Origin of the sequence: Pontibacter pamirensis (genome assembly GCF_010015475.1) — a bacterium.
Taxonomy (GTDB): domain Bacteria; phylum Bacteroidota; class Bacteroidia; order Cytophagales; family Hymenobacteraceae; genus Pontibacter; species Pontibacter pamirensis.
The window spans coordinates 73,315-87,344 of the sequence record NZ_SSNI01000019.1 but is presented as its reverse complement, the minus strand read 5'-3'; the positions used below and the strand labels follow the sequence as shown (position 1 = coordinate 87,344).

8 protein-coding genes are annotated in these 14,030 nt (G+C 50.0%); all 8 read right to left on the bottom strand.

What is annotated here, in order from left to right; all coding sequences use genetic code 11:
• Nucleotides 1-8: 8 nt before the first annotated feature.
• Nucleotides 9-1,214 (bottom strand): aldose epimerase family protein, encoded by a 1,206-nt coding sequence (locus tag E1919_RS16220; protein WP_162054455.1) that lies wholly within the window; start codon nt 1,212-1,214, stop codon nt 9-11.
• A 73-nt stretch (nt 1,215-1,287) separates the two neighbouring features.
• Nucleotides 1,288-2,898, bottom strand: a complete 1,611-nt coding sequence (locus tag E1919_RS16215; RefSeq protein WP_162054454.1) for a family 43 glycosylhydrolase — start codon at nt 2,896-2,898, stop codon at nt 1,288-1,290.
• Nucleotides 2,899-2,992: 94 nt separating this feature from the next.
• Entirely contained in the window at nt 2,993-4,069 is a 1,077-nt protein-coding gene (locus E1919_RS16210) for a glycoside hydrolase family 43 protein (protein WP_162054453.1), read from the bottom strand.
• A gap of 94 nt (nt 4,070-4,163) precedes the next feature.
• Entirely contained in the window at nt 4,164-6,044 is a 1,881-nt protein-coding gene (locus tag E1919_RS16205; RefSeq protein ID WP_162054452.1) for a glycoside hydrolase family 2 protein, read from the bottom strand.
• A 130-nt stretch (nt 6,045-6,174) separates the two neighbouring features.
• Nucleotides 6,175-7,386, bottom strand: a complete 1,212-nt coding sequence (locus E1919_RS16200; protein ID WP_162054451.1) for a sialidase family protein — start codon at nt 7,384-7,386, stop codon at nt 6,175-6,177.
• Between the two features lie 137 nt (nt 7,387-7,523).
• Nucleotides 7,524-9,068 (bottom strand): RagB/SusD family nutrient uptake outer membrane protein, encoded by a 1,545-nt coding sequence (locus tag E1919_RS16195; protein WP_162054450.1) that lies wholly within the window; start codon nt 9,066-9,068, stop codon nt 7,524-7,526.
• 26 nt (nt 9,069-9,094) lie between these two features.
• The gene (locus tag E1919_RS16190; RefSeq protein WP_237144501.1) at nt 9,095-12,334 is read right to left on the bottom strand and encodes a SusC/RagA family TonB-linked outer membrane protein; all 3,240 of its coding nucleotides are present in this window, start codon (nt 12,332-12,334) and stop codon (nt 9,095-9,097) included.
• 559 nt (nt 12,335-12,893) lie between these two features.
• The gene (locus E1919_RS16185; RefSeq protein ID WP_162054449.1) at nt 12,894-13,940 is read right to left on the bottom strand and encodes an arabinan endo-1,5-alpha-L-arabinosidase; all 1,047 of its coding nucleotides are present in this window, start codon (nt 13,938-13,940) and stop codon (nt 12,894-12,896) included.
• Nucleotides 13,941-14,030: the final 90 nt, after the last annotated feature.

Here is a 14,030-nt window from a genome sequence, read left to right as displayed (position 1 = left end):
AAGTTTTCCTATTGTCCTTCTTCTCTAGTTGAGAACTTATAGACGGTTGTTGTTTCGTAAGTGTTTCCCGGCTCCAGAATGGTGGAAGGGAACTCCGGCTGGTTTGGAGAGTCAGGGAAGTGCTGGGTCTCCAGCGCAAAGCCGTAGTGCTGCTTATAGACTTTGTTCCCGCTTCCGGTGATGGTGCCGTCCAGGAAGTTGCCGGAGTAGAACTGGATGCCGGGCTCTGTGGTGAAGACCTCCATCACCCTGCCGCTGGTCGGCTCGTATACCGTGGCCGCCTTCTCAAGTGAATCATCTGTGTTGTTGAGCACGTAGTTGTGGTCGTAGCCGCCGCCCTCCACCTGCTTCACGCGGGCGCCTATGGTCTGAGGCGAAGTGAAGTCCATCACCGTGCCCTCCACATCGCGCAACTCCCCAGTTGGAATCAGCGACTCGTCCACCACTGTGTACTTGTCTGCGTTTATCGTCACCACGTGGCCCAGCGCATCCTCAGCCTCTCCTGCGGCCAGGTTAAAGTAACTGTGATTGGTCAGGTTTACTGGCGTGGCCTTGTCAGTGGTGGCTTGGTAGTCTATCCTAATCTCGTTGTCGTTGGTGAGGGTGTAGGTGACGGTGCTGGTGAGCGTGCCGGGATAACCCTCCTCCCCGTCTGGGCTCACATAAGTCAGTCGCAGGGCGTTCTCTCCTTGCACCGGCTCTGCCTGCCACATCACTTTATCAAAGCCCTTGTCTCCCCCGTGCAGGTGGTTCTCGCCGTTGTTGGTAGCCAATTGATACTCTTCCCCGTTGACGGTGAACTGACCCTTGGCTATCCTGTTGCCGTAGCGCCCCACAATGGCGCCGAAGTAAGGTCCGCTTTTTACGTACTCCGGACTCTGATAACCTTCCATACTGTCGAAGCCCAGCACCACATCGCCCAGTTCCCCTTCCCTGTCAGGCACAAGCACCGAGGTGATAGTGGCCCCATAGTTTGTAATCTGCACCTGCATGCCATTGGCGTTGGTGAGGGTGTAGAGGGTGGTTTCTTCTCCTTCGCTGGTTGTGCCGAATGGCTCTTGCTTGATATTCATGTTATTTTCGTTGTTTGCTGTTGTCGTCTCTGTGTTTTCCTCGTTGCCCTCCTGGCTGGAGCAGCTGCTTAAGCCAGTGGCTCCGATACAACCTGCCAAAGTTAGCATTAACAGCTTTTTACTTAGGTGTCTCTTCTTCATGTTGAATTTAGGTGTTATATGTATGTGATTGTTTTTTTGCATTTTCTAAAACGGGAAACGTTTTCTTTCTTTTCTAATTGTCCACCCGGAACCAGTCAAAGGCAGCGGTGGCGTTTTCCGGACCTTTTGCTGTCAGTCCCACGCGAACGCCCCGGTCCCAGGGCGGCAGGTAAGAGGCGTCTACAGCTTCGCCCTCATTGAGGGGATGCCAGGTGGTGCCATCGGCGCTCCAGGCAAACTGCATTTGGTCGCCCTCCTCTGTGGTGAGCCGCAGCTGCACCATCTCCTCCCCGGCGGGCGCGGCTGTTCGGGCAATTGTAGAGAGGGAGCCTCCTTTCATCGCCCAGAGCACAATCTGTTCGTCGCTGAGGGCGATGCCCACTGCATTATCGTTGTCGCCGATAGCCGTAAGACCCGCCATAATACCGCCATGCAACGCACTTTTTCTAATGGCTGTGGTTGCCGTATAGTCAGCATCTACAGTACGCTTCCCCAGCACAGTTCCTATTTTCCCTGGAGAGGCTTCCAGCACCAGCAGTCCTTCATCAAAAGTATAAGCTGGCTTCTGCTCTACCGGCCACTGCCAGGTATCAGAGAGGCTGCCGTCATTAAACTCTTCGCTGATATCCAGGTCTTCTGCTTCGGAGGCAGTAGCTCCCCCTGGAACTGGTATCTGCGCGGTGGTGGCTGGAGAGTTATTCTCAAAGTATGGCCAGCCATCTTCTCCCCACTTTATTTCATCCAGCAGCCCCTGACGGCCGGCGTACACGAAGCTGTCGGTGTTGTAGGCATGGTACAGGAAATAGTCGCGGCCGCTTGGGTCAGACACTACGGTGCCGTGACCGGGGCACTTCCACTCCTCGTTCTGCTTCATAATCGGGTTCTGCTCATACTTCTCCCACGGCCCTTTGATGCTTGTGGCCCGCGCCACACCCACCCCATAGGTGCACTCCCGGCCGCAGCACTTGTCGCCCGCATAAAAGTTATAGAAATAGTCGCCGCGGCGCACGATGGCAGGCCCTTCTACCAGGCCTCCCTCCCATGTACCGGGGTCGTTGCGGAACATTTCGAACATCTCGCCTGTCAGGGCGGTCCGCTCCTCATTCATGCGCTGCGCCCAGATGGGTGTGGGCAGTCCTTGGCTGTTGCCGTCTTCCTTCCAGACCAGGTACAGCTGCCCATCCTTGTCCCTTATCTCATAGCCGTCTATAGAACCTACTTCCTGGCATACCAGCGGCCCATGGTCAACATAAGGCCCAGTAGCACTCGCTGAACTGGCTACCCCTACGCAGAGGTTCCCGCCTTTCTTTTTTGCTGTATAGTAAATGTAGTATCGGCCGTTTTCATGAGCAATCTCAGGGGCCCAGAAATGTGCCTCCGCCCACTCCGGAAGTTTATCAGGAAAAACATGCCCTACCGTTTCCCAATCCACCAAGTTTTTGGAATGCAGGATAGGGAATAAGGGAGCCCATTCAGAGGAAGTGGCCGTGGCCCAATAATCATCCCCGACCCGCACCACCGAAGGGTCGGCATAGTCGCCGGGCAGCACAGGATTGGTGTAAGATATTGTTTGAGTAGCGACCGGCTCACTGACAGCAGTTTCCTCTTGGTTTATGGGCGTGTTGCTGGTACAGGAAAAGGCTAGCAAACCCGCCAGGTATAGGAGCCATGTTTGTTTTTTCATTTCTTTCACAGTTGGTGTTTTAGTGAAGACCTCGCTTATTTTGATATTACGCTACAGGATGCGGGGCCGGTTCTTTATGTTTGTTCGGGTGTACTTACTCTTCCTGCCCAGAAGGTACCGGTATGGGTATGCCAACAGGTATAGGTACGCCGAAGAAAGGAGTTCCGTCCGCTGTCCAGGTAAACTCCTGCGCCCGTATATTCCGGTCCCAGCCCGGCACCTCACTTTTTTTTGAATGATACAGAATCCAGTGCTCTCTACCGTCTGGAGATGTAGTGAAGCTGCTGTGGCCTACGCCCAGCACTTCGTCTGTTCCCTCGAATACAGGCCCTGATTTCTCCCAGCACGAAGCTTGCATGGGGTTGAGCAGGGTATCAGAGAGCGTCAGCTGCCCCAGACGGTACTCCTTCAGCCACGACTCCCGCGTAGAATAGATGATAAAAACTTTCTCCTGATGTTTCAGCACCTGCGGTCCTTCATTTAAATCAAGGGGGCCACCAGTCTCCCAAGGCTCCTCAGGAGAGGATATCAGTACTCTGTTGCTACTAATTGTCCATGGGTTACTCATGGTGGCCATGTATAAATGCTGCTTTGTTTTATCTGTATCTGCATTGTCTTCCCAACCCGACCAGATGGCATACAACTGCCCGTTCATTTGCAGCGGTGTTAAGTCTATGGCCCATTTGGCTTCAGAAGAAGCATATTGAATGCTGTCGCCGGTGTAAAGCATACCCTTGTCTATATAAGGCCCAAACACGTCGTCTGCCACCGACTCCAGCACACCGGACCGCTGGTGTATAAAGGGGCCTCCGCCTTTTTTGGCAGCGGCATAGTAAATGTACCACTTGCCGTTGAAGTAATGCAGTTCCGGTGCCCATACATTGCTCTTGTTCCATCCTGAATCAGGCGTCTCCCAGACGACCACTTTGTCTCCGGGCTCTGTCAGCTTCTCTGATTTGGAGACTTGAATACCTCCGTTGCCGGAGCTGCAAAAATAGTATGTGTCGCCTTTTTTAAAAACCCACGGGTCAGCTCCATCGGCAATCGGGTTGGTAAAGTATGCCTCTGCTACCGGCTGGCTGCTCTCCTGTTCTTTTACTGGCGCCACAGCCGTGGTGCAGCCAAGTATAAAGAGCGGGAACAGCAGTAGCCCGAGCAGCGCCTTCTTCATTTTTATATATCTGTAATCAGCAGTATTCATCCAATCGCATTAATTCTGTTCAGCTTTGGTATAGAGGTAAAAGAACCTGTGTCGCTTCTTTACTTTACCTCAAACTGCCTGTAGCCTGTTGCTTCATCTTAACCAAAGAAGGATCATATAACTTGGAATGAACCTGCCGCAGCTTCTCAGCCGGCACTTTGATTACCTTCCGGTCATAAGTCATCAGGCCGTTTGTTTCGATTTCTACGTCTGTGGTCTGGGTATATATTGCTGCCGAAAGCCCTAACTGGATCAGGTCTTCCAGTTTTTCAGTGAAGGCTTTGTACCGCTCAAACAGCTCATCAGCGTTTTTAAAGCTCTGGTAGCCCCAGTTGTCTTTCTGCTGCCATGTGTGCCCTTCCACTGGCAGACCCAATCCTCCGAACTCTCCCAGCACAATCACCTGCTTCTCTCCAAACAGTTCGGGACGCGGCATAACCGGGTCAGGGTAGTTGTGCAGGTCGATTATCTGACCCACCGGGTGGAAGTTGCCACCACTGGCGCTGTTTACCAGCCGCGACGGGTCGCGCTCCATTGTCCAGTTCGTTATTTCGTCTGTTTTGAACTGCCCCCAAGCTTCGTTGAAAGGCACCCACACCACGATGCTAGGGAAGTTGTGCAAATCATCCATTATTTCGGCCCACTCGGTGCGGAATATTTTCTCTGACTCCGGAGTCCGTTCTTTTTCAGTACCGCGTCCTGTAACACCCGGGCGAGACTCCCATCTGTTGCCCATGTCACCGCTTGGCATATCCTGCCACACCAGCATACCTGTTTTGTCTGTGTGGTAGTACCAGCGGGCAGGCTCCACCTTCACGTGTTTGCGTATCATGTTAAATCCCATCTCCTTTGTTTTGTCGATATCAAAAACAAGGGCTTCCTCAGTGGGAGCTGTGTATAGGCCATCCGGCCACCAGCCCTGGTCCAGTGGACCGTACTGAAACACGAACTCGTTATTGAGCAGCATGCGCTGCACACCATTTACATCAGGTTCCATGCTTATTTTGCGCATGGCAAAGTAGCTTTCTACCTCATCCTGTACTTTGCCGTTTCGCACCACAGCTACCCGCAGATCGTACAGGAAGGGATTTTCCGGAGACCATAATTTAGCGTTGTTTACCTGCAGCACAGCAGGGCTATTGGCACTTACCTCCTGCTCTGCTACCTTCTTCTTACCGTCCCAGGCTGATACTCTTAGCCGGTCATTAGCCTGCAGGTTCTGTACATCGGCCGACACTGTAACGATTCCTTTGTCTATGTCCGGGGTTTGCCTGGTAGAGGCGATGTATGTTTTAGGCATCGACTCCAGCCACACTGTCTGCCAGATACCGGTTACGGGAGTGTACCAGATTGACTCCGGCTTCTTCACCTGCTTACCGCGCGGCTGTGGTCCGTCATCACTGGGGTCCCATACGCTGATAGCAATATCCTGCTGATTGCCGTTTTTCAGGTAAGGCGTGATATCGAAAGAGAAAGGGTCGTAACCGCCCTGGTGGGTGCCTGCTTTGCGTCCGTTTACATATACATCGCTTTGCCAATCCACAGCGCCGAAGTGCAGCAGCACGTTCTGCCTGCGCAATTTGGCAGGTATATTGATGCTTCTCCTGTACCACAGCACACTGTCTTTGCCCACGGTTTTGCCTACACCGGATAAAGCAGACTCAATGGCATAGGGCACCAGAATTTTCCCCTGGGAAGTAGTTGGCAGGTTTGCCTGTTGCGCTTTCGGCACAATGGCGTAGTCCCAAAGCCCGTTCAGGTTCTGCCAGTTTTCGCGCACCAGGTGCGGGCGCGGGTACTCCGGCAAAGGATTAGAAGGATTTACTTGTTCTGCCCAGGGCGAAGTGATTTTGCCTTTGACGATGCTCCAGTCATTATTTTGCGCGTCTACTATAGCTGTCTGCAGCAACAGGACAAGCAGAAAGAATATCTGTATTTTTTTCATATTTAAATATAAACATTCTTTACTAGTTCTACACGCCCTTTACATCCTGATTAGTTGCGAGCTGAAGCTAGTTCTTACGCAGCAGCAGGTGACTGTACGCTGTATCTACCTGCTGCAGGTAAGTTACAAATCAATGGATACGTCCCTCTTTCCAGTATACCTCACTGTGCCCATCCCCAAAGTTTCGGGTTGTGATGATGACCAGCGTCTGCGGATCTTTTAGAAAGAGTGAACTATAGTATGCGCCTTCATACAGAGGCAGGTCTGGCCAGGGATAGCTGATGTTGGTGAAGTTTTTGGCAACACTGTTGCCGACCAACACCAGCATCGTGTTCTTTTTCCAGTCAGAACCAATTGCTCTGCCTCCTCTGTCCTGCACCGACAGCACTGTTTCGCCTGTCGGCAGCTGTATAATGTAAGGCGCGCCTCCCCATATAGATTCTCTTGTGGCAAGCCAGCGCCTTTCGTTTTGTATCGCACCGACTCCAGCATAATCCCACCTCGCCTCCAGCGATGACCACAGAATCCAGGGGGAGGCTGTGTTGTTCACAGACTCAATGGGGAAAACAATACCTTTATCATTTTGCAGCACAAGCGGTACCGCCATACCATCGCGCATACCCGGCGTATACGCCACCTGAACAGGATAAGACCAAGTAGCTCCGTTATCCGTGGAGCGCACCATCAATATCTCCTGCTGTTCGGCTGTGGCGCCCGGTCCGGCCCACCAACGGGCCTCACTTGAATAAAAGAGTTCTATTTCACCATCCGGCAGTTGTATCATGGCAGGCTCCCAGGAGCGGCCGGTAGCTACTATCTGGGGCGGCCCAAATGTCCAGCCTCTGTCTTTGCTGACACGGATTTGAATATTAGCGTGCGCGTTATCATCCGGATTGCCCCGCCCGGTGTAGGCGAGTATCACATCCCCATTCTGGAGCGTGATCAGTTCCGGGTTAGCGAACCCGTAGTAGTTGGGGTTGTCGTCGGCCACGATGGTTTCTGCCTCAGACCAGGTGTTGCCACCGTCAATACTTCTTTTGATGGCAATGTTGTCCCATTCATTCTGAAAGGGACCAAAATGATAGGTAAATAAAACAGTATCTCCTTTTACTCTGTGTGCCCGCCCGTACTCAGCAAAATATACGTCATGCGACATTTTGATGGCATCCTCTTCCCACGTAATGGTCAGGCTGGGCGTAGAGGTATCTACTGGCGGCAGGTCATCTGGCGCAGCCGTGACGGGAGTTGGGGTAATGGGGTCAGTCTTCGGGTCCTCTTTGCAGGAAACCAAAAACAGTTGCCCTAATAGAAGTACAAGAACTTTGATTTTGAGAAACTTCATGCTTGAGTAATTTAATTTTTACTCCGGCAGGTGATTATTCTTCTGTACAACTTATCAGCTACCATCTGTAATGAAAAATCTCAGGGTCTTGGGAGTTGCCGGAGCAACTCCCAAGACCCTGAGATAAAGTATATGCCTTAGTAATTTGGATTCTGTACTAAGTTCGGGTTAATGTCAACATCCCGCTGTGGAAGAGGCAGCAGCCTGTGTCTGTCAAGCATGAAGGTTTCAAAAGCCGGGTCTCGTTCAATGAGTTCATTCAGTTTTTCCTGGCTTTCAAAGTAACCCCATCTGTCTAAGTCGTTCCAACGGTGGCCTTCACCAGAAAGCTCTGTTACTCTTTCATGCTTAATCTGCTCATGGAACTGCTCCTGCGTCATGTTAGGTCTAACCTCTGACAGAGGAGGAAGGTTGACTCTCTGTCTCACCCGGTCTACGTACTGGTATGCCTCCTGTGTTCTTCCCAGTTGGTTCAGTGTTTCAGCATACATCAGCAGCACATCTGCATAACGGATGAAGCGGTAGTTGTTAGCAGAACGGAATCCCTCTCCTGTACGGCCAGGTTCGGCATCATTGGCAAACTTCCTGAACCAGGCTCTGTCGTCGTCCAGTCCATACCGCTGCGCAAAGGTCTGTCCATATATCATGGTGAACTCAGGCCCTCTTACATCAGTAGAATCAAAGAAGATGGACGCTTCCAAGCGTGGATCTCTTTCTCCGTTCACAGTTTCCTCTTCATAGAATTCATCGACTACCCAGCGGCGTACTTCCGCATCAGAGAAGCCAACGTTTGCCGGTGCGATAAATTGAGCAAGTGGTGAACCATAGTTCTGATTTGGCGTAGCCACGTCGTTGTCTGTAAACTCAGACTCGTTGGTGGCAAACTGCCATTCAAATACTGACTCCACGTTGTTTTCAGTGGACGCCAGAAAGTTGTCACGGTAGTTTGGCACCAGGTCGTAAACCTCACTGCCCGGCCCTTCCACAAGCCACTGCAGTGGCTCTAAGGCAGCAGCATAGTTCCGTTGCTGCATGTACACCTTCGCAAGTAAAGCCTTTGCAGCTCCTCTGGTTACGCGCCCTACATTTGCACCAGAATAACTGAGAGGTAATACTTCTGCAGCCTCTGTCAGGTCTTGCGCCACCTGTGCCCAGACTTCATCCCTGGTAGCATTTGCCGGCAGAATAGTGGGAGTAGATGGCTCCAGGATAATCGGCACATTTCCGTATAAACTGGCTAGGTTATAGTAGAAAAAGCCCCGGAGGAATTTAGCCTCTCCGATAATGCGGGCCTTTAGGTCTGGGTCCATTTCTATGTCCGGAACATTGGCGAGCACCTGGTTGGCACGGAAAATACCAATGTAGTTGTCCCCATAAATCCAGTTGGTTTCACCGAAGTTATAGTCCGTGATCAGGAACTTGTCCATGTTGTTCGGGATGTCTACCCTAGGGCTTCGGCTAAAAGCCTCGTCAGAGCGTACGGTGTAGTAAAACCACTGCCACAGCACGATAGGCCCCCGGTGCAAGGTGCTGTAAATAGCGTTAACCCCCTGCACTGCATCCGTGGCATCCTGCCAGAAAACGTCAGTGGTAGGCGCATTCGGGTTTACAATATCCAGGTCGTTTTCACAACTGGTCATCGTTAACCCGGCTGCCAACATTACATATAGTATCTTTTTCATAAATGGATTCTTCTTTTGGATAAGCATTAAAACTCAAAATTCAGGCCAAGTGAATATACCCGGCTGGCTGGCCAGTTTCCGGCATCCAATCCTCTTTGTAAGAGGCTTGCACCCGTTACATCAGGGTCAAGACCTGAGTACCCTGTAAATGTCAGCAGGTTTTGTCCACTGATGAATACACGGGCATTGTTCGTATGAATCCTGCTCAGAAACGTTGCTGGTAAATTGTAGCCTATTTCTAAGTTACGTACCCGCACATAAGAGGCATCTTCCAGCCAGCGATCACTGTCAGCACGGTTATTCAGTATTATCCCCTGCTCTGTATTCCGAGCCAGTCTTGGATCAGAGGTATTAGTGTTCGTCGGAGTCCATGGGCTAATATCGCTGCGGAAGTTTGTATTCACGTATGAATCGAGTATTCTTCTCACGTCATTATACACTGTATGCCCGAATACTCCCACCAGTTGCAGGTTAAAGGTAAAGCCACCATAAGAAGCATTAAATTGCGCTCCTGTTTGCAGCGTAGGCCATGGCGAGCCGGCAAAGGTCCGGTCATCGGCGTTTATTTCTCCATCGTCGTTCAGGTCCACGAAGCGAATGTCACCCGGCTGAGAGAAAGGCTGTATCACGTTACCGTCTGAATTTGTATGATTTAGTACTTCCTCCTCGCTCTGGAAGATACCATCTGTTTGTATTACATACCACTCTCCTACACCACGGCCTATTTGAGAGCGGGTATTTCCAGCTATAATGTAGTCTATTCCTTCTCCCTGATTACCAACATCCTCTACCCTGTTTTTGATGGTGGTAAAGTTAGCGGAGGCATCCCACTTAAAGGCATTCTCAAAGCTGCGGTACGTGGCAGAGAACTCAAGGCCTCTGTTACTGATGGAAGCCGCGTTCACAAATGGAGCGCCTTCAAGATTACCAGTATAGAAAGGAATTTCTAGCTGAACCAATACGTCTTCGGATAAGGAGTTGTAATACTCCGCCGTTACCAGGAGCTTGTTATTAAAGAATGCTGCGTCAAAACCATAGTTCTGCATTGTTCTGACTTCCCAGCGCAAGTCTGGGTTCACCAGGCGGGCTTGGTACGCACCTACAGCGATAATATCGTTATTAGGACCGAAAACCACCCTTGGGTTGTTGTTAATTACACCAACATCATCCCAGGAGTTAACCTGAACAATGCCCAACTCGCCATAGGAAGCACGCAGTTTCAGGTCTGATAACCAATCAATGTTTAGGAAGTCCTCATCACTTATTCTCCAACCCAGCGCTACGGAAGGGAAGAAGCCATTACGATTGTCTTCACCAAAGCGGGAGTCTTGGTCATAACGACCCGTCAGGGTTAGCAGGTACTTATCATCAAAGGTATAATTTAGCCTACCCAGTGTACCGTTAATACGGTAGTCAACTGGTATACCACCTTCTGAAGACTGTTCCCCGATAGCAGAACTGATGGTCGTGAAGGTTCGCCCTCCAAAGTTAACCAGCTCATTGCGTCTGGCTTCCATCACCTCTCTTTTATTCCACTGTTGTGTATATCCCAACACACCGTTGATGCTATGGCGGCCAAACTCCTTGTTAAAATTAAGGGTATTCTCAAACAGCAAAGAATGGAAGTTCTGCCGGTTCTGGTACACGTGGCTTGGCTCAAATGCCTGCGCAAGCACCCAGTTACCAGGTGTTCTCACGTTCTGATGGAAGTCGAATCCTGCATCCAGACCAGCGTTGAAGCGGTAGCTTAACCAGTCAAATATTTCAACATCGGCGTAAGCATTACCTACTGCCCTGGAAAATCTGTGCGTGGTGTTAAACAGTTCTGTCATCGCAATATAGTTCCAGGCGTATACAGGCGCTGCTGTCTGGTCACCTAAGCCCCAGCCTCCTGGGTTGCCTGGGCTGACCAGACTAGGATCCTGCACAGGGATGACAGGAAGCAACTGCGGCATATCATAGAAAGGGTTGGCCAGCAGAGGGCGCTCTTCCCAAGAGTGCGTCAACACAAGGTTTTCGCCGAAGGTTACTCTGCCCTTTTTACCCTGCGTGTTCAGGCGTAGACTGGCACGATCAAAAGTGTTGCCAACCACAACGCCCTCATTTGTGAAATATGACCCGGAAAGCAGGTAATTGCCGGCTTCTGAGCCTCCTGATAAGGTTACGTTATAGTCTGCCAGTGTTCCTAACTGTGTCGCCTCATCCTGCCAGTCAGTGTCTGTCCGTGTCCAGTGCCTTACATCATCATAATTAGCTGGGGGAGTAAGCGTAACACTGGCGGGCGGTGTGGCTCCGGAGTTTTCATACTGCTGGCGCTGTGTGGCCGCAAATTCCTCCGAATTCATCATATCCCAAAGCTTAGGCAGCTGCTGCACACCGTGCTTTACAGAGACAGCAATTTTAGCCGGGCCTGCCTTTCCTTGCTTTGTTGTGATAATGATTACCCCGTTACCTGCTCTTGAGCCATAAATAGCAGCCGCAGAAGCATCTTTCAGGATTTGGATGGATGCAATATCATTTGGATTGATGGTAGGAGTCGCATCCGCAATCATACCGTCAATAACATACAAGGGGTTTGTGCCCGAAAAGCTGGCAACACCTCGTATATCAATCGCTGCGCCTGCTCCCGGCCGGCCTGAGTTACGCACCGTAACTCCCGGGGCTAAACCCTGAATGGATTCTGCTACGGTAGCGGCCGTTACTTTATTGGCTGCTTCCGGACTTACAACAGAGGCCGCACCTGTCAGGTCTTTCTTCTGTATGGTCTGGTAACCGATAACCACCACCTCTTCGAGTGCTGTTACATCGGGTGCTAACTCCACATTAATAGTGCTCCTGCTATTGATAGGCACTTCCTGAGCTGTGTAACCGATGTAAGAGAAGACTAATGTGCCATTTTCCTGGCCATCAGGCACCGTCAGTGTATAGTTACCATCAATATCTGTGATAGCGCCTAAAGATGTCCCCTTTAAAGCCACACTTACCCCGGGTAAACCAGTACCTTCCTCACCTGTCACTCTACCTGACACAGTGATGGCAACTGCTTTCTCTGACTTAACAGCCGATTTTACAGCCAGCATGATGCTCTCATTCTGGGTAGCAGACGGAAGCAGAGGTGTATTATTCTTTAGCTTCTCAATAGATAAATTCTTGTCAGGCAGCAGCCCTGACATTGCCGTGAGCGCCTGCGCATGGGCGGGAAATTGTAGCCCGGCACACAGCACTACTGGCATCAGTAGCGGAAATTTGCGGAAAGGTTTCATCATGTATTCTAGTTTGTGAGTAGTATAGTGTTTCAAATAACTTCCATCTTATTCCACCTGGGTAGCTGGTTTACATGGGCCTTCAGTGGTTTTGATTTGTTTCCCTTGTTCAGTGTTTTAAGATGAAACAGCATCTTTAACGCAGTGCAGTTTATTTACTGCGCCGCTGACCTTATAGTGGCAACATTAGCCTTTGTTAAGGTGACCTTCTATTCTCATTATTTTGCTGTACCTGGTCTGCTACCGAGGTAAGTGGGGCGTCTGAGCTGATTGTTTAATTGTTTATGTAACTTGTAAAAGCTTATTAGTGAAAGCATACTCTCTTGTATAATTCAAAATAGCAAACTAAGAAAAGAACTGCATCAATAAAAATCTGCTTACCAGGCAAATTTGTGAGTAACCACTCAAATATAAACGTCTTTTTGACGATTAAAAAATTTTTACATCAAATAAGCTTTACGACCTAGTAAAACGCGATTTATTTAGTGCTAAATATAGCACCAGTACATCCTTATGAGTTATACGATGCATTTATTTTATTGTACTCCAGAAGAACTGAAGATTACTTTTCCTTTCTTGCTGCAGTTGACACTCCGGTTACCTCAGGCCAGCCTTTCTTATCCCAACTTAACTTTTCTATTCTAAGCTTTGGCTTGCCCTCGTCTGCTGCGTCATATGCATGAAAAACTAGGTAGTCCTGCCCATCAAAATCATACACAGAGTTATGCCCGACGCCATGCCAGTTATCATCGCCTTCCAGGAGCAGGCTGCCGCCCCCTTGCGTCATCTTCTTCCCTTCTTTGTCAACATAAGGCCCGGTCACTTTCTCAGAGCGGCCAACAACCATTTTATAGGTGCTTTTAGGGCCGCGGCAGCAATAGTCAAAGGAGGCAAAGAGATAGTAGTAGTTTCCCTTTTTATAGATAAAAGGCGCCTCAACAGCACCGTTTCCTGCGTATCTTTCATCTAATGTGTCAGTACGCTCCCGCTGCACAACGGTATGCCACTCCTGCGGATTTTCCGCAACAGAAAGCAGGTCTTTCTTTAGCTTCACGATTTTTAGCCCGTTCCAGAAAGAACCAAAAGACAGCCACGGCTGGCCCTGCTCATCGAGAATCAGGTTAGGGTCAATGGCATTCCACATGTCCCGCCCCGGCACCGACTGCACCACAATGCCATGATCCACCCATTTATAGTTTGCATCGTTGGAGTTCAGTGTCGTATTTGTCGCCACTCCGATGGCAGAAGTGTTTTTACCAAATGCAGAGACAGAGTAGTAGAGATAATACTGACCGTTGTGCTTAGCAATATCCGGAGCCCATATATGATTCCTGAAACCCGGCACTACGTTATTAACCCATTCCGGAGCCTTTTCAAAAACAGGCTTCTCTCTTTCCCAGTTTATCATGTCTTTCGACGACCACACTGCTATACCTCTCCCCGTGGCAAAAAGATAGTAGGTATCGCCCTCTTTAGTCATCACCGGATCATGCACAGAAATCCGTTTATTCTGTTGTGTCTGAGCAAACGCAGAAGGCACAGCTGCCAGCAAGAAAGTAAGTAGTACTACCAACTTTAGCAAGCCTGTTTTTTTCGGGTTATACAACATAGACCTGGTTTTTATTTGTAAAACATCCTTCGGGAGCAAGAGACAACAGCGAGAGAAAAACGCTGTGCCTGCTCTTTACCGTAACAAACA

Bases quoted from the DNA above. Each gene is read 5' to 3' on its own strand.
- E1919_RS16220 (WP_162054455.1), bottom strand. From the start codon at position 1,214: ATGAAGAAGAGACACCTAAGTAAAAAGCTGTTAATGCTAACTTTGGCA.
- E1919_RS16215 (WP_162054454.1), bottom strand. From the start codon at position 2,898: ATGAAAAAACAAACATGGCTCCTATACCTGGCGGGTTTGCTAGCCTTT.
- E1919_RS16210 (WP_162054453.1), bottom strand. From the start codon at position 4,069: ATGAAGAAGGCGCTGCTCGGGCTACTGCTGTTCCCGCTCTTTATACTT.
- E1919_RS16205 (WP_162054452.1), bottom strand. From the start codon at position 6,044: ATGAAAAAAATACAGATATTCTTTCTGCTTGTCCTGTTGCTGCAGACA.
- E1919_RS16200 (WP_162054451.1), bottom strand. From the start codon at position 7,386: ATGAAGTTTCTCAAAATCAAAGTTCTTGTACTTCTATTAGGGCAACTG.
- E1919_RS16195 (WP_162054450.1), bottom strand. From the start codon at position 9,068: ATGAAAAAGATACTATATGTAATGTTGGCAGCCGGGTTAACGATGACC.
- E1919_RS16190 (WP_237144501.1), bottom strand. From the start codon at position 12,334: ATGATGAAACCTTTCCGCAAATTTCCGCTACTGATGCCAGTAGTGCTG.
- E1919_RS16185 (WP_162054449.1), bottom strand. From the start codon at position 13,940: ATGTTGTATAACCCGAAAAAAACAGGCTTGCTAAAGTTGGTAGTACTA.